Below are 15,057 nucleotides of genomic sequence, written 5' to 3' on the forward strand. Positions count from 1 at the left end.
CGCCCGCCGCTTGAGAGAATTATGCTCGAAAATTTCAAGGGCATTTTTCGATCTATATGAAGAAATGCTTATTATCATTGCGATTAGCAAAGAAAAAAAACATCTTAAAGTTGATTCCGTTTGTTGTAATTTACTTACGGAAAAATAACAAATTTCTCGCAAATTGACAATCACTATGAGTTTTTGTCGCTCTGTGCGGCGAATTCTGTGATTTTTGGGGGGATTTATGCGAATTATTTCGGCTTTGCCGTTTAAGGTGCTTTTGACGAGCCTTGGGATCGTGCCTTTATTGGCAGCGATCGTGCTGGGTGCAATCCTGAGCTGGGAGGCCTGGGAAAACTATACGAATACGTCCAAGGCCGTGACTCTGGAGCAACTGGCACGGGCCGGAGGCAATCTGTTGTTGGTCATGCCCCTGGAGGGCGCGGCGCCGCCGGCAGCCAGGACCGAGGCGCGGGCAACATCGGATGCGGCCTATGCGAAGGTGGTGAGCGCCTATGACGACGCCATCTCCGCTGGCTATGATGATGCAATCCTGAACGGCCTGAAGAACCGGCTTGTTGATTCTTTCGCCAAGATCGGCGAATTCCGGTCCGCTGTCGATGCCGATCGCGTTGACCCGATCATGCCCCTGAAATATCTCCAGCCTATTTCTGCCATGGGAATGGAATTAGCCGGCCGCGCTGCCAATCTCGTTGATGATCGCCTCCTGTCACAAGGCATCCAGGGCTATTATTCCTTGTTGCAGGTCAACGATTCCTATCTGATCATCAACCGGATCGGCCAAGTTTATACCCAAAAAGGCTCGCTTTCTCCAGAAGAGTCGGCCCGTTTCCATGCTGGTTTCAATAAGGCCATGATCTACTTGAAGCCGATGCAGCAATTCCTGCCTAAGCCATTGAACGATCAGTACGACCAGTTCTGGCGAGGAAGCGATGTCGCGGCTGTCCAGAACGCCGTAGATGCGATGGCCGTGGGTCGTACCTATACCCCCGCCACAGGCGATCTCGACACCTGGAACACGATCATGGCCAAGCGGCGGGATTTTGTTGCCGACCTGATCAAATCCACGTCGCAAGATCTGGGCGCATTTGCCGATGTGCAGCTGTCGGACGCGCGTAACTCCCTCTATTTTATGGTGACGGCCCTCGGCATCCTGGTTTTGGTCACCGCACTGTTCAGCATTTCGGTCCTGCGGATTCTTTCGAATGCCATTCGCCGGATCTCCGGCCGGATGACCGGCCTGGCCGAGGGAGACAAGGCCAGCGCTATTCCCTATCTTGACCGCAAAGATGAGATCGGCGACATCGCCCACTCCGTCGAGGTGTTCCGCCAGGCAGCACTTCGCAACGATGAATTGGAACGGTCGGCCCAGGAAAACCGCCGTCGTGCCGAGATCGAGCGCGAGGAAATGCAGGCCAAGGCCGAGGCGGAGGCAAATGAGCGTCTCGCCCGCGCCACCGGTGCCCTGGCCTCAGGGCTGCGCCAGCTGGCAGCGGGTGATTTGCTCTGCGAAATCCAGGAGCAGTTTGCACCGCAATTCGAGGCATTGAGGCATGACTTCAATACATCGGTCAACCAGCTGCGGTCCGTTCTGATTTCCGTCGGCATATCCGCGACTGGCGTGCGCAACGGCAGCGGTGAAATTTCCGATGCGTCCAATGATCTTTCCAAGCGGACCGAAACCCAGGCGGCCTCACTGGAGCAGACAGCGGCGGCTCTTGAGGAAATCACCGCCAATGTGAAGGCGACCTCGCTGCGAACCGGCCAGGCCCGTGATCTCGTTCGGGATGCTCGCGGCCGTGCCGACAAGTCCAGCAACGTGGTCGGCAATGCGGTGACCGCGATGGGCCGGATCGAGAATGCGTCTCGGCAGATTGTTCAGATCATCGGCGTGATCGATGAAATCGCGTTCCAGACCAACCTCCTGGCGCTCAATGCCGGTGTTGAGGCAGCGCGCGCCGGAGAGGCGGGCAAGGGCTTTGCGGTCGTTGCCCAGGAAGTGCGCGAGCTTGCCCAGCGTTCCGCCAATGCGGCAAAGGAAATCAAACAGCTGATCGGAAATTCTGAAGTTGCGGTTTCCGAGGGAGTCAAGCTGGTCCACGATACCGGTGAGGGCCTGGGTGCCATCGCGCAGGTGGTCGAGGAGATCAATGCACATATGGATGCCATCGCAACAGCCGCCCAGGAGCAATCGGTGGGGCTTGGCGAAGTCAATGTCGCCGTCAACCATATGGATCAGGCCACGCAACAGAATGCCGCAATGGTCGAAGAGATGAATGCTGCCGGGGCAGGGCTTGCCGATGAAGCAGCCAGGCTCTCGGAACTGCTGGCGAATTTCAAGACGGGTCACCAGAACTCCGGTCGTGCTACGACCTCCGCTGGACGGGCGGATTTCGCGCGCCAGCGGGTCGCCTAGAGTTTGTCAGGGAAAATCCAACCGATTTTTCCGAAAAGGCAAACGATGCCGAGCCTGTTTGGTTCAGCACGCAAGCTTTCTATACCGCCGGTGGCACTCGTCACCGGCGGATTTTTGTTGATTCACGGTGCCGCAAGGATGGTCAACGGCAATTTGGGGCTTGCGAAAACTCCGCGCATCACATAAAGATATGTTTATATCTTGATTGATGGAAGCGGCATGAGCATGTCTTTTACATTGGACGGTCTGGTCGATCTTCTCAAGGCGGCAGGTGAACCAACCCGCCTGCGGCTGTTGGCGCTTCTGGCGGCGGGAGATCTGACTGTATCTGACCTGACCGACATTCTCGGTCAATCCCAGCCGCGTATCTCGCGCCATCTCAAGCTTCTGGCTGAGGCGGAATTGGTGGATCGTTACCAGGAAGGTGCCTGGGCCTATTTTCGTTTGAAGCAGGAGGGGGCGGCGGGCGATCTCGCACGTCATCTGCTGGCGGTTGCCTCCACGTCCGATCCTGTTTTGGCGCGTGACGGCGAGCGGCTTGGAGCAGTCAAACGGGCGCGGGCGGAAAAGGCGCAGGCCTATTTCAGTCGCAACGCCGCTGAATGGGATGAGTTGCGCCGGCTGCATATCAATGACCGCGAGGTCGAAGATGCACTGGTGAAACTGATCGGCGAAGACACAGTCGAGGCTTTACTGGATCTTGGCACCGGGACCGGGCGTATCCTGCAATTGCTGGAAAGCCGCTATCACCGGGCGGTGGGTATCGATGCCAGCCGCGACATGCTGGCGGTTGCCCGGGTCAATCTCGACAAGGCTGGTGTGGCCAAGGCTGCCGTACGCCAAGGGGATATTCTCAATCTGCCGCTGGATGGTGGCGAGTTCGATGTGGTGATCATTCATCAGGTGCTGCATTTCCTGGTGGAGCCCGAACTGGCGCTGAACGAGGCGGCGCGTATGCTGAAGCCGGGCGGTCGGCTGGTGATCATCGATCTCGCACCGCATAAGCTGGAGCATTTGCGAGAAGATCATGCGCATGTGCGGTTGGGCTTTTCCCATCAGTTAATGGCGGGCTGGCTCGTCAAGACAGGTTTTGACGTCACAAACGCAATCGATATTGCGCCGAACCATAGGGATGGGGAGGCGCTTACAGCAACAATCTGGCTGGCGACCTATGGTCAAGCCGCAGCATCCGTGGCGCAACAGGCCGCGCGGGCGGGAGTTTACTGATGGCACACACATCGTCCAAAAGAAATCAGGCGCGGCCCTTCAAGCTGTCCTTTGAATTCTTTCCGCCGAAATCCGAGGAGATGGAAGCTCAGCTCTGGGCAACGGTCGATGAGCTGACCGGCTGGGCGCCGGAATTTGTCTCCGTTACCTACGGTGCTGGTGGCACCACCAAGGCACCGACCCTGGCCGCTGTGCGCCGCTTGCTGGCGGAAACGCCACTCGCCACCGCATCGCATCTCACCTGCGTCGGTGCGACACGCGAGGAAATCGCCCAGGTGGTCGAAGACTTTCGGGCGGTTGGTGTCAAGCATTTCGTGGCGCTGCGCGGCGATCCACCGACCGGTGTCGGTTCGGTTTATCAACCGCATCCGGGTGGGTTTGAAAACGCGGCAGCGTTGGTGAAGGGCCTGAAAGAGCTTGGCGATTTCGAGATTTCGGTTTCCGCCTATCCGGAAAAGCACCCGGAAAGCGCCGATCTCGCCATGGATCTAGACATGTTGAAACGCAAGGTCGATAATGGCGCGACCCGGGCGCTCACCCAATTTTTCTTCGATAACGATATTTTCGAACGCTATCTCGACAAGGTCCGGGCCGCCGGAATCAATATTCCTATCGTGCCGGGCATCATGCCGATCCTCAACCTCACCCAGTTGAAGCGCTTTGCTGGAATGTGCGGCACATCCGTTCCCGCCATGCTGGACCAGCGTTTCGAAGGGCTGGACGACAAGCCCACTGAGCGGGCCAGTGTCGCCGCGGCACTGGCTGCCGAGCAGATCGCCGACCTGCAGGGGCGCGGTATCGACGAGTTCCATATCTATACGATGAATCGTGCGCCGCTGGTCAATGCCACACTGGCACGGCTGGGATTGCATCGCTCTGATACCGCAGCCGCCGACCGGGCAGGGGTTGTGGCGTAAAGCGTGCAACAATTTTGCGATAACGATAGCGATAAAGCAAAACCTTAAAGCGCGAGACGCTTCCCTGATCGCGACATGCTTGATAGCGGAGACGAGGGCGGTTTTCTGCTCGTTCTCCGCAATTGTGGAGCCATTTGGTGGCTCATCAATCTCGCTCAATAAAAACCGCCGTGCGCCATCGAGGGCGCACGGCGTTTTTAGCATCGTTGATGATGAAAAGTGTCATGGCGGTCCATGCCGCCGCCGCATACGGTGTTGGAGTTGTTGTCGTCCTCAGATGAAAAGCATCGCTGCGACAAAAAGAAACGCTACTCCGACTGCCAGGATGTTGAAAGAACGTGTCAGTCCCATCTCGGTCTCCCTTGCGTTAACAGTTAAAGAATATGACCGTTTCGTGTCATTTGAAAAGCGAAATTTGTGCTGCGATGCAGCAGCCTGCCTGTATAAACCATTGGAAGAAAAGGTAACGCACGGAAACATATTGTTAAAATCGCGTGATAACGAAATATTTCATCGTTAATGGCGGCAATGTCATCGGCTTGAATCTGCATCGTTCCAGGACGGACGACTCGGTTTTGGTGAGGTCAGGGACTGCGCAATGCTGTTGGCGTTCCGCCGTGCAACTTTTTCCAGGCGCGGCGCATGTGTCGGGTGGATGCAAAACCAGAGCGTTGCGCAACGGTTTCCATATCCAACCGCGAAGCGGTGACCAGCTGATGGGCCAACGCGACCCGAAGGCGGTTGACATAATCGGTTACGCTCATGCCGGTTTGCTCGTTAAACAAGCGCGAGAGGCTACGGGCGCTGGTGGCCGCAATGGCTGCCATGCTGGCAACCGTCCAGTTGCCGGCAGGGTCAGCCGAAACCGCATCCTGGACCTTGTGAATGACAGGATGGATATGGTTACGCCCCTCAAGCCATGGGGAGAGTTGCGGATCGTTCCCCGCCCGGCGCAGATAAACAACCAGGTAACGGGCAACGTTGAGTGCGATCGTGTGTCCTGCCTCTTCTGCCACCAAGGCCAGCATCATGTCGATACCGGCGGTGATGCCTGCCGTGCTCAACCTGTCCCGGTCCTGGATATAGAGGCGATTTTCCGCCACCTTTGCGGTGGGTGCCAACTGCCGCAACTCAGCAATCTCGGTGTGGTGAGTGGTACAGGTATAACCTTCCAATAGTCCGGCGCGGGCCGCCAACAAGGCGCCAGAGCAAATGGTGACGAGCTTTACGCCTGGCCGGACAGCGGACCGCAACCAGGTGACGATAGCGGCCTCATGGAGAAGATCGTCCGGCTCCGGATTCGCATCGACTGCACCGAGCGGCTGTGCGGCATTGCCCAGGACGATAATCATCGCGCCGTCGGCTACGGCATCCGGCAGCGGCTCAATCCCGGCAAGCGCCAGGCCGACCGAGCTGTTGACGTGGGGAGAGGGACCGACATATCGAACCGTGAACCGCACACTGTCCTGCTCAAGATTAGCCTTGCGCAGGACTTCCATCGGCCCGGCCAGATCCAGCAGCAGCAGGCGTGGCGGCACGACGACGATCATTTCGATACGGCGCTGCGGCGGGATCAGTCCTGTCATCAAGTCTATGCCGCGAGTGTTGTGGGTGGGAGTGACAATGCCTGCTCGACCGTGGCAATGCGCGCGAAGCGACCGGCCAAAACCAGTTCGGTGCGAGCGCGGATCTCCGCCGCGCTCCATTCACGGCCCTGATCGTCGGTCATCGGAAAGGTGAGGGTGGCTTCACCAACAAAATCCACGCTATAACCCAGGTCCGAAGCATGACGTGCCGTGGTTTCGCAACATTGCTCCGTACGGATACCTGATACGATCACATGGCGGATATTGTTTCGGGTCAGCCAGACATCAAGCCCCGTACCGACCAGCGCGCTATGCCGATGCTTGCGGAAAACCGCATCTGGTTCAATCGTCAAAGGGGACAGTGTGGAGACGAATCCGGAGGCCTCGCTAAAAGGGCCAGTGTCGTTCAAATGGAAAATCTGCACGGTGGCAATGCCCGCCTTGCGGGCGCCATCGATCAACGCCTGCTGACGCTGCAGATAGGCGGGCAACTCTTCCTCGCGGAAATAGGAACTGTGGCGGAAGGATTGCTGTGCATCGATGACCAGCAGGGCGGTGTCGGAATGTGTCATGGCCATTGCCTCCAAGGGAGCTTTTATCGTGAAGATGATGTCAGTCTAACGATGAAATCCGTCGGCGAAATACCGCTTTCTGACGAGGATGGGACAAATCACGCCAATCTTTATTGACGATGGGGTCTGCTCTGTCGAGCATGAAAAAGCCGCGCATTCATGAGAATGCGCGGCTAAAACAATCGGAATTTTTGATGAGGCTTAAAGTGCGGCCAACAATGCTGGCGTTGGCCAGCCATCGGCGGGGATATTCCGCTTCAGCTGTTCCTTCTGCACGGCGTCGCGGGTGCCGCCGCCCAGAATGCCGTCGATCTCGCCGACATCATAGCCGAGGCCCTTCAGCTTGGTCTGCAATTCCTTCATCTGCACATCGGTCAATCCCTGTTCCGGGTTGCCCTTCAGATAGGCCTCGGCACCTTCGAGACGGGTGGCGAAATAGGCGGCAGAGGTCGTGTAGATAAACGACTTGTTCCATTCCAGATAAATGCCGAAATTGGGATAGGTGATGAAGGCCGGTCCCTTGCGGCCCTGCGGCAGTACCAGTTCGCCCTCCAGATCGGCAAATTTGGTATTGCCATCGCGCGGCTTGACGCCGAGCTTGAACCAGTCGCCTGCCTTCATGCCGCTGTCGAAGCCGCTCTTTTCCCAGGGCAGGGTGTCCGGCACGGTGACTTCCTGAATCCACGGCTCACCGCGTTTGAAGCCGAGGTGCTGGATGAATTTCGCCGCCGTCATGATTGCATCGGGTGAGCTGGATTTCAGCGCCACATGGCCATCGCCGTCGCCATCGACGCCGAAGGCAACGATATCCTTGGGCAGCATCTGCACCTGGCCAACTTCACCGGCCCAGGCACCGGTATTGGTGGCGGGGTCGAGATCGCCATGCTGAACCATGGTGATCAGCGCCAGCAATTGTGGGCGGAACAGTTCCGGGCGGCGGCAATCATGCGCCAGCGTCACCAGCGCGTTGCGGGTGTTAAAATCGCCCTGGACGGCGCCGAAATCGGTTTCCATCGCCCAGAAAGCGGCGATCACGCCGGGGGCAACGCCGTATTCTTTTTCGGCCCGGTCAAAGACCGCGCTATATTGCTGCAATTTCTGCTTTCCCTGATCCAACCGGCCTTTTGAGACGGTGCGGGAGGAAAATTCGGTAAAGGTCTGTTTGAACACGCCCTGGGCGCGGTCGCGGCCCAGCACTTTCTGGTCGATTTGCGCACCGGCCAGTGCCTTGTCGGCAGCCTCGGCCGACGCGCCATTGGCAACAGCTTCCGCCTTGACGCCAGCCAGAAAAGCGCTGAGGTCACCGCCGCATTGCGGTGCCTGGGCAAAGGCCGTGCCGGCCATAAGGCCGCTCAACACGGCTGCGAGCGTGAAGCGAGACAGGATATGCATGGATAAAGCCCCCGGATATGAAAAGAACATGCTCCGCTCTGCCCAAGCTTTGTGACAGAAGCATGGAGAGGAGCCGGGTTTTGCCCGGCATGACGCAAAACTCCGGTCTGGAATGGTCAGTTTGCTGCGGTCTGCTGGGTCGGCAATGAGACGGCCTGCACCCATTTGCGCCAGTTCTGCTGGGTACCCGCAAAGACGTTTATGTCGGTATCGCCCTTGATGCCGGGGATGACGCCGGTCGAGGTATATTGCCAGAAGGCCCAGCGGCGGTCCGGATAGATTTCCGAGGGGTGCTTGGCGACGGCGCGGACCCAGAAATAATGATCCTGGAACGCGCCTTGCAAATTGTCCTTATGGAAATCGACGGATGTGTAAATGATGGGGCGCTTGCCGTAATAGGCTTCGAGCCGGTCCATGAAGCGCTTCATTTCGCTGCGCACCACATCGGCGGGCGGGCGCTTGGTGCAGGTCTTGGACGTGTGGTTCCACTCGACATCGAGAACCGGTGGCATGTCCATCGAGGCTTTCGGCACATTGGCGATGAACCAGTCGGCCTGCTCGTCGGCGCTGGAGCAGAAATAATAGAAATGATAGGGCGCATGTGGCAGGCCAGCGGCATTGGCCTGCTGCCAGTAATCCGCAAATTTCGGATCGATCACATCCTTGCCTTCTGTGGCCTTGATGAAGGCGAAGGAGACGCCGGACTGGCGGACCTGCATCCAGTTGATATTACCGTTCCATTTCGACACGTCGATGCCGTGGACCTGATGACGATGCGGGGAATTGATGCCGAAGTCCTGCGGGTCCTTGTCCTGGAATTTTGGCTGGATCGAGCCGGTTTCCATGAAATCGTAGCTCGTCGAAGTGCAGGACGCCATTGCCAAACAAATCGGAATAAGTGCCAGGACCAGCGACCGCATCGAAAACCCATTCATTCAACTGTTATGCCAAGGCAGCGCATGCCCATGGCAAGATCAAAAGACGCGGAAAATCAGGAGATCACCGATCCGATGAAGCCGGACTGGAAACCTCCAGCCTGACTTTGCTTCATCATCGTTAAAATGTGGTTATTTTCAACCGCTCATATCGATAGATCGAAAATACCGGCCTATTGGGCCGGAAAGAGTGGCGAACTCTCAGGCCGCTGGGCGGCGGATAATGGCATGCCACGCATAGCCACGATAGAGCGGTGAAAAGCTCAGCACTGCGCCTGCGGCCTCGGCCTGGGCGGCCAGTTCTTCGCGCAGGTTGGCGCGTGGCGTGACGTGAAATCGGGCGAGCCAGGCATGCAGGCCTGTTCTGAACCAACCTGGCAGATGTTCCTGCTGGCCAAAATCGACGATATGCAGCGAGCCGCCGGGGTTTAAGGCGGCAAGCGAACAGGCAATCGCCTTTTGCCAGTCGGGGATCATCGACAGGGCATAGGAAATCAGCACGCGGTCGAAACCGGTCATGGTAAAATCGGCGGCGGTGAATGCCGAAGCGTCGGCGATGCGCAGATCGGGCTGGCGCGGGCGACCGCGAAAATTACGCCTTGCCTGCACCAGCATTTCGCTGGAAATGTCCAGGCCGTAAAGATGCGACATCGGATAGAGCCGTTCCGTGCAGATCAGGTTGCGGCCCGTGCCGCAGGCCACTTCCAAAAGGCTGCCATCCTTTGGCAAATCCAGCCCGACAATGGCGGTGTCACGCCCGAGCAGGTAATATTTGCGGGTCAGGTCATAGATGTGACGCTGGCTGCGATAGACCTGATCCATCTTGCTGGCATGCTGCCGGTCCACGTTCGGGCTGGAGTGGTCCTGACCGATACGGGCATCGCTCATGCCGTCTTCTCATAGATATGGAAGCCACCGTAAATCGCTGAGCGGTCGAGCGCGTTGAAATGGACGGACAGGTCTTTCAGATAGGACCATTGCTCTGCGAGCGCCGGGGAAATCCGACCTTCGATCACGCTTTTTTCGGCAGCGGTCCGGAAGATCACCCGCGCATCCTTGGAGGCCGTGCGGGTAATTTCGGTCCAAAGATCGTTCAATTGCTCGTCGGTCATCCAGTCCTGGGCATCGAGCAGGATGAAGCGGTCTACGCTGCCTGCGGGCTTGGTGGACAGCAATTCGGTATAGCTGGCATGGTGGACATTGACGCGGTCAACGCTGGTGCGGATCGTGCGGTAATAATCGGCCCGCAGATAATCCGGCAATGCGCCCTCATGAGACTTCGGATAGCGGCGGGCGAAAGCCTGCCAGGCAAAATAATTATCCCGCAGCGAGAAGTGACAGGCGAGTTTTTCCAGCCGGCCTTTCAGCACCGGGGCGATTGTGCCGGTTTCCGAAACGCTGGCCAGTTCGTCATATTGCTGCGGCGGAATGCCGAGGCCGAACAGTGAGCTTTTGCGATTGGTCAGCCAGCGGATAACAGGCTTTTCAAACAGCGGCGCGATGCGGGTCTCGAAAAACTGCCGCTGTTCGCGCGGGGTCCGGCATTGGGTGATTTCTTCCAGCTTGACGCCGTGCAGGCGGGCCAGAAGATGTGTGGCGGTGATGAAGCGGCCCAGCAGGCCGGTGCGGTAGAAATTTCCGTTAAACACCCGGATGCGGCGGCGTCCGGTCAACGTGCGGCGGCTCCAGTAGCGCCGCGTGGTGGCGTCCAGATGCGGTGCCACATATTGCTCGACCATGGAGGCATTGCTGCGGGCATTGTCGGTGCCCAACAGTCGCACCACGGCGGTGTGGTCGGGCAGATGCCGGAAGGCGGCCAGTTTCAGCTTGTTGAGGGCGATGTGATGCGGATTGAGATCGACGACATCGATGCTGTCAGGTTCCCGTGACAGATAGGCCAGCATGTTGCAGCCGCCAGAGCCGATGGTGACGACGCGGTGGCCAGCGGCAAGCTGCATGGCCTGCATATCGACATCCGGGTCTTCCCAGATCTGCGGATAGACCAGGCCGGAAAACAGCAGGCCGAACAACCGCTCCGACAGGCCCTTACGTGACAGCGCATTGTGTTGAAGCAGCGCCGATTTCAGCTTCTGGTTTTTGCGGAATCCGGCATCTGGAACAAGTTCTGTCATGTGAAGGGTGCCCCGTTCTGAAGTTTTTATCGGAATAGTGGCTGTCCACTACAGTTTGATGACGGGGGCTGTTGACCAGTGGCTGGGCTGTGCGCCCAGGGAAAATCCCATGGTTTTTCAACCGTCATACCCTTTCATGCCCGCTGTAATCATGCTTGCATGCAGACCTCGTGTGGCGGGTTGTGAAACAGAATCACTTTTCCGCTCCAGGTTATTGTTTAAGCATCGGATTTTCCGGACATCGGTTCCCAGTTCCCGATCCGCGACACCATCCGGCGCGGGAGGAAATCGTATGCGTTTGCTGATCAGGTTTGTCCAAGGACTGCTGCTTGCTGTCCTGGTGGTTATCGTCGGGGCTGCCACGTGGCTTTGGCTGGCTCCGCCGGAATTACTGCGAGTCGGGACAGGCTACGCCGCCAAAATTGTCTGCTCCAACGTGTTTATCGCCAAGCGTGATCCGATGGATGTTTTGTCTGAGGATGTACAGGCGCCAGGCCATCCGCTGTTGCGTTTCCTGCGGCTGGATGTGGATCGGGATGCAGGCATGGTCACGGCCTATATGTTTGGGGCTTTTGCCCCCAGCACAGCCATTGCCCGGCCGGGTCTGGGCTGCGCCAACGTTCCCGATGGAAAAATCGATGCGGCTCGCAAGGTGCATCTGCCGCAGCCGCTTGCGGCTTCGTCAGCCCCGAACCCGAACCCAGCCCCCTGGCCGGAAGGAACGGGCGCACCGCACACCGACCCGGTGCTGGCGGGCATTCTTGCTGATCCAGCCCTGACCGGGCCATCGATGCGGGCCACATTGGTGATTCGGGATGGGGAGTTGCTTGGTGAGGCCTATGGTCCGGGATTTGGGCCCGATACGCCGCTGATCGGCTGGTCGATGACCAAGACGGTCATGGCCATGCTGATCGGCCAGCGGATGGGGGAGGGCGGGCTTGATCTCGACAAGGACCATCTGTTGCCGCAATGGACCGACGGGCGTGCGGCAATCACCCTGCGCCAATTGATGGGCATGGAAAGCGGCCTGCGGTTCAATGAGGATTATGGCGATGTCAGTGATGCAACGCGCATGCTGTTTCTGGAGCCGGATCAGGCGGCATTCGTCGCCTCTCAGCCGCTGGACGCGACACCCGGTACGCTGTTTCACTATTCGACCGGCACCAGCGTACTGCTGGCGCGCCTCCTGATGAACAGTTTGCCGCCGGAACAGGCACTGTCTTATCCCCAAACATCCTTGTTCAAGCCGCTCGGCATGACCAGTGCAGTGCTGGAGGCCGACGAAACGGGCACTTTGGCAGGTGGGTCCTATCTCTATGCCAATGCCCGCGATTGGGCCAAGCTTGCCCAATGCCTGTTGCAGGATGGGGTGTGGCAGGGGCGGCGGCTGTTGCCGGAAGGCTATGTAAAGACCATGGGGACCCCGACAAAGGCATCAGGCGGCACCTATGGACAGGGGCAAATCTGGCGGAGCGGGCCGGGCCGGGAACCGGATTCCACCTTCGGCATTAACGAAGAAACCCTCTGGTTTCAGGGCCATGACGGACAAACAATTGCGATTGTCCCGTCACGCAAGCTGATTGTGCTGCGGATGGGGTTGACGCCTGCCTGGGATAATTACAGGCCACAGAAATTGTTGAAGGCGGTTCTAGACGCAATGCCTTAAAGAAACAGCGACCGCAGGGAACAATGGTCCGTGTCGGGATGGACGAAGTGGTTTACTGCACTTCGTCCAGCAGGCCTTTGCGCTTGGCATCAAAATAATAGCCACGGGCATAGAGGCGAACGGCGTTGTCATTGTTGTTTTCAGCCACCATCCACGCGCCGCGCAGATATTTGATCGCGTATTTCAGGTTGGTTTCCGGGTCGAAAAGACCCTCTGCCGGACCTTCATAGCCGAGCGAACGGGCCGTATTATAGCGGATCTGCATCAGCCCATAATTGCCGCGGCTATAGGCCGACGGATTATAACGGCTTTCGCGGTGAATGACCCGGTGGATCAGCGCGGATGGCATTCCGTATAGGGCGGCATATTTGTTGACGAGCCCATTGATGACCGTCGGGCCGCGGCTTGCCGTTTCGCTTGTGCCAGACGCGGTGCTTTTGGAGGCTTCCGGCGTGGCACTTGGCACGGGGCCGGGGGCGCTGGTGTCGAATTGTGCATCAAGCAGCGCGAAGGATTTGACGACCGGCTTTGCCGGTGAAGCATAGGCGACGGATGATGAGGCAACAGAGCCCGGGCGCGGCGTGGGAACGGCGGAATGCATGGCCATGACATCCGGCTGCAACGCCTCGTTTTCAAGGCCGATCGGTTCGTTGTCAGAAATCCGGGCTGGTGCATTGGCGGAAGAAGGCACGGTGCTGACCGTTGGTCCGAGCGAGGCGACTTCAGTCAAACCGGGCTTCTGGATCGGATAGGGGCCTTGGCCTGTCGCCAGGTTAACCGTCTGGCCCGTGCCCGAGGCGCCATTTATGGCGGCCAGCGCATTATTTCCCGAAGCGGTATTGGCAAGCGCGGTGACAGCAGATTGGGATGATGGCGCCATAGCCTGCGTGCCAGGAACAACTGTCGTCATCGTGCCATTTGCGGCAGCTACCGTTGTCGAGGCGCCTGTTACGACGCTGCCATTTGCCGATGCTGCGGTACTGGTACCCGGCTGCGCTGCGGCCGCAACGGCTTGATGAGCCGATGCGGGTTTTGGCGCTATATCGGCTTTGGAATTGTCATTGACATTGGTGCAACTGGAAAGGGCTGCGACGATGACAGCAGTGATGCTGATGGCAATCGTGCGGTCCGTTTTCGCTGTCATGCAGATGTCCGTCGGCTATTGAAACGAGCGCTGCCCATAGGCAACGCACGAACTATTAACATCGGATTCACAAATTTGACAGCCCCCTTGAAGTCTAATGCTAACGATCATTGAAAATGACCGTTGGTATTCCCTTTGCAATGCTCTCAAGGCGAGGATGCGCGAGCATCTTCTATGCCTTGGTCTAAAAGGGGGGATAACCTGTCAAACAATCCTGTTCAGGCAGCAATCCGGCGATAACCGGCGCTGACGGAACGGGCGGAAATCAGCATGGATTTGCCCTTTGGCTGCACCATACGGCGTGCCGAACGGCGGCGAATCATCCGGTCGAAAGCATGTGCATAAATTGCCTGAAGCCCACAGGCTAAGGCCGCGAGTGCCATGAAAGCCAGTTCCATGGTCAGAAAATCGCCGCTGAACGGCGAAAAGCCCGATGTGATCTGCGTGGTGATCGCCAACAGAAAGACCAGTGTGCGCGCATCCAGAGCCGAACCGATCACGGCCTGCGACACAATGACCATGGCGCGCCGATCGGCCAGATTGTCGTTATCGGCCACCGGGCCAATATGCAAAGGTGCCCGCCAGAGCCTGAGTGCCAGAACCATCAACACGGCCATGCCCGGCCAGCGCAGGGCAGAGAGTGCCGTGGCGTTGATATTGCTGAGCGCCTGGGCCATGCCGAATACTAGGCAGGCGGCAATGCCATAGCCTGTCATGCTGCCGAGCACGCAGAGTGTCGCAGCCCGACCGCCGCCCGCTTGCCGGCAGGCGATGATCCGCTTGGTATTGCGTCCAGGCACAACGAGGAAGGCAGCACTTGCTGCTGAAAACAACAGCCAATCCTGAAATGTCATGGGCCTGCCTCCGTGTTCGGTCAGCCTGTGGCGGGATATCATCAACCTCATCCCGGCCCGGGCACTCCCGATATAAACATAGCAGCGCCGCATGCCCTTGGAAGCGGCGCTGTCACAATAAATAGTCTGTCATTTCCGTTTCAAAACCCTAAGCGGGTCCGAACAGTCATGCAGGCATGCTTCGGGCAATTACGCCGTCAGCATCGCCTGCAA

Annotated in this window: 12 protein-coding genes; 4 read left to right on the forward strand and 8 right to left on the reverse strand. The window is 58.1% G+C overall.

Annotation, left to right across the window (positions count from 1 at the left end):
- Nucleotides 1–226: 226 nt before the first annotated feature.
- The 3 genes from H1Y61_RS08290 to metF all read left to right on the forward strand — a co-directional run bounded on the left by H1Y61_RS08290 (nucleotide 227) and on the right by metF (nucleotide 4,563).
- Complete coding sequence (locus H1Y61_RS08290; protein WP_180574317.1) at nucleotides 227–2,419, forward strand: methyl-accepting chemotaxis protein; 2,193 nt, start codon at nucleotides 227–229, stop codon at nucleotides 2,417–2,419.
- A gap of 225 nt (nucleotides 2,420–2,644) precedes the next feature.
- Nucleotides 2,645–3,646 carry a metalloregulator ArsR/SmtB family transcription factor gene (locus H1Y61_RS08295; protein ID WP_156637320.1) on the forward strand — a complete coding sequence of 334 codons (1,002 nt, stop codon included), beginning with the start codon at nucleotides 2,645–2,647 and terminating at the stop codon, nucleotides 3,644–3,646.
- Nucleotides 3,646–4,563, forward strand: coding sequence for a methylenetetrahydrofolate reductase [NAD(P)H] (metF, locus tag H1Y61_RS08300; RefSeq protein WP_180574318.1), 918 nt, complete (start codon nucleotides 3,646–3,648; stop codon nucleotides 4,561–4,563). The genes H1Y61_RS08295 and metF overlap by 1 nt, the downstream gene beginning before the upstream one ends.
- Before the next feature lie 584 nt (nucleotides 4,564–5,147).
- Here metF and H1Y61_RS08305 read toward each other — a convergent pair.
- From H1Y61_RS08305 to H1Y61_RS08330, 6 genes are all read right to left on the reverse strand, one after another.
- Nucleotides 5,148–6,149 carry a GlxA family transcriptional regulator gene (locus H1Y61_RS08305; RefSeq protein WP_180574319.1) on the reverse strand — a complete coding sequence of 334 codons (1,002 nt, stop codon included), beginning with the start codon at nucleotides 6,147–6,149 and terminating at the stop codon, nucleotides 5,148–5,150.
- A gap of 5 nt (nucleotides 6,150–6,154) precedes the next feature.
- Nucleotides 6,155–6,721 (reverse strand): isochorismatase family protein, encoded by a 567-nt coding sequence (locus tag H1Y61_RS08310; RefSeq protein WP_180574320.1) that lies wholly within the window; start codon nucleotides 6,719–6,721, stop codon nucleotides 6,155–6,157.
- A gap of 201 nt (nucleotides 6,722–6,922) precedes the next feature.
- Nucleotides 6,923–8,113, reverse strand: a complete 1,191-nt coding sequence (locus tag H1Y61_RS08315) for a lytic murein transglycosylase (protein WP_156590325.1) — start codon at nucleotides 8,111–8,113, stop codon at nucleotides 6,923–6,925.
- Between the two features lie 116 nt (nucleotides 8,114–8,229).
- Nucleotides 8,230–9,033 carry a glycoside hydrolase family 25 protein gene (locus H1Y61_RS08320; RefSeq protein WP_015916525.1) on the reverse strand — a complete coding sequence of 268 codons (804 nt, stop codon included), beginning with the start codon at nucleotides 9,031–9,033 and terminating at the stop codon, nucleotides 8,230–8,232.
- A 216-nt stretch (nucleotides 9,034–9,249) separates the two neighbouring features.
- Nucleotides 9,250–9,936, reverse strand: coding sequence for a class I SAM-dependent methyltransferase (locus H1Y61_RS08325; RefSeq protein ID WP_180574321.1), 687 nt, complete (start codon nucleotides 9,934–9,936; stop codon nucleotides 9,250–9,252).
- Nucleotides 9,933–11,180 (reverse strand): BtaA family protein, encoded by a 1,248-nt coding sequence (locus H1Y61_RS08330; RefSeq protein ID WP_087728699.1) that lies wholly within the window; start codon nucleotides 11,178–11,180, stop codon nucleotides 9,933–9,935. Before H1Y61_RS08330 ends, H1Y61_RS08325 begins: the two co-directional genes overlap by 4 nt.
- Before the next feature lie 292 nt (nucleotides 11,181–11,472).
- Here H1Y61_RS08330 and H1Y61_RS08335 point away from each other — a divergent pair, with 292 nt between their 5' ends.
- Nucleotides 11,473–12,846, forward strand: a complete 1,374-nt coding sequence (locus H1Y61_RS08335; protein ID WP_180574322.1) for a serine hydrolase domain-containing protein — start codon at nucleotides 11,473–11,475, stop codon at nucleotides 12,844–12,846.
- 52 nt (nucleotides 12,847–12,898) lie between these two features.
- Here H1Y61_RS08335 and H1Y61_RS08340 read toward each other — a convergent pair whose 3' ends face one another.
- Both H1Y61_RS08340 and H1Y61_RS08345 read right to left on the reverse strand, forming a co-directional pair.
- Nucleotides 12,899–13,990, reverse strand: coding sequence for a lytic transglycosylase domain-containing protein (locus tag H1Y61_RS08340; protein WP_235680862.1), 1,092 nt, complete (start codon nucleotides 13,988–13,990; stop codon nucleotides 12,899–12,901).
- 218 nt (nucleotides 13,991–14,208) lie between these two features.
- Nucleotides 14,209–14,844, reverse strand: coding sequence for a LysE family translocator (locus H1Y61_RS08345; protein WP_174111289.1), 636 nt, complete (start codon nucleotides 14,842–14,844; stop codon nucleotides 14,209–14,211).
- Nucleotides 14,845–15,057 lie beyond the last annotated feature (213 nt).

Source organism: Agrobacterium vitis (assembly GCF_013426735.1).
GTDB lineage: Bacteria > Pseudomonadota > Alphaproteobacteria > Rhizobiales > Rhizobiaceae > Allorhizobium > Allorhizobium vitis_D.

Bases quoted from the DNA above. Each gene is read 5' to 3' on its own strand.
- H1Y61_RS08320 (WP_015916525.1), bottom strand. From the start codon at position 9,033: ATGCGGTCGCTGGTCCTGGCACTTATTCCGATTTGTTTGGCAATGGCG.
- H1Y61_RS08310 (WP_180574320.1), bottom strand. From the start codon at position 6,721: ATGACACATTCCGACACCGCCCTGCTGGTCATCGATGCACAGCAATCC.
- H1Y61_RS08325 (WP_180574321.1), bottom strand. From the start codon at position 9,936: ATGAGCGATGCCCGTATCGGTCAGGACCACTCCAGCCCGAACGTGGAC.
- H1Y61_RS08340 (WP_235680862.1), bottom strand. From the start codon at position 13,990: ATGACAGCGAAAACGGACCGCACGATTGCCATCAGCATCACTGCTGTC.
- H1Y61_RS08295 (WP_156637320.1), top strand. From the start codon at position 2,645: ATGTCTTTTACATTGGACGGTCTGGTCGATCTTCTCAAGGCGGCAGGT.
- H1Y61_RS08335 (WP_180574322.1), top strand. From the start codon at position 11,473: ATGCGTTTGCTGATCAGGTTTGTCCAAGGACTGCTGCTTGCTGTCCTG.
- H1Y61_RS08290 (WP_180574317.1), top strand. From the start codon at position 227: ATGCGAATTATTTCGGCTTTGCCGTTTAAGGTGCTTTTGACGAGCCTT.
- H1Y61_RS08315 (WP_156590325.1), bottom strand. From the start codon at position 8,113: ATGCATATCCTGTCTCGCTTCACGCTCGCAGCCGTGTTGAGCGGCCTT.
- metF (WP_180574318.1), top strand. From the start codon at position 3,646: ATGGCACACACATCGTCCAAAAGAAATCAGGCGCGGCCCTTCAAGCTG.
- H1Y61_RS08305 (WP_180574319.1), bottom strand. From the start codon at position 6,149: ATGACAGGACTGATCCCGCCGCAGCGCCGTATCGAAATGATCGTCGTC.
- H1Y61_RS08330 (WP_087728699.1), bottom strand. From the start codon at position 11,180: ATGACAGAACTTGTTCCAGATGCCGGATTCCGCAAAAACCAGAAGCTG.
- H1Y61_RS08345 (WP_174111289.1), bottom strand. From the start codon at position 14,844: ATGACATTTCAGGATTGGCTGTTGTTTTCAGCAGCAAGTGCTGCCTTC.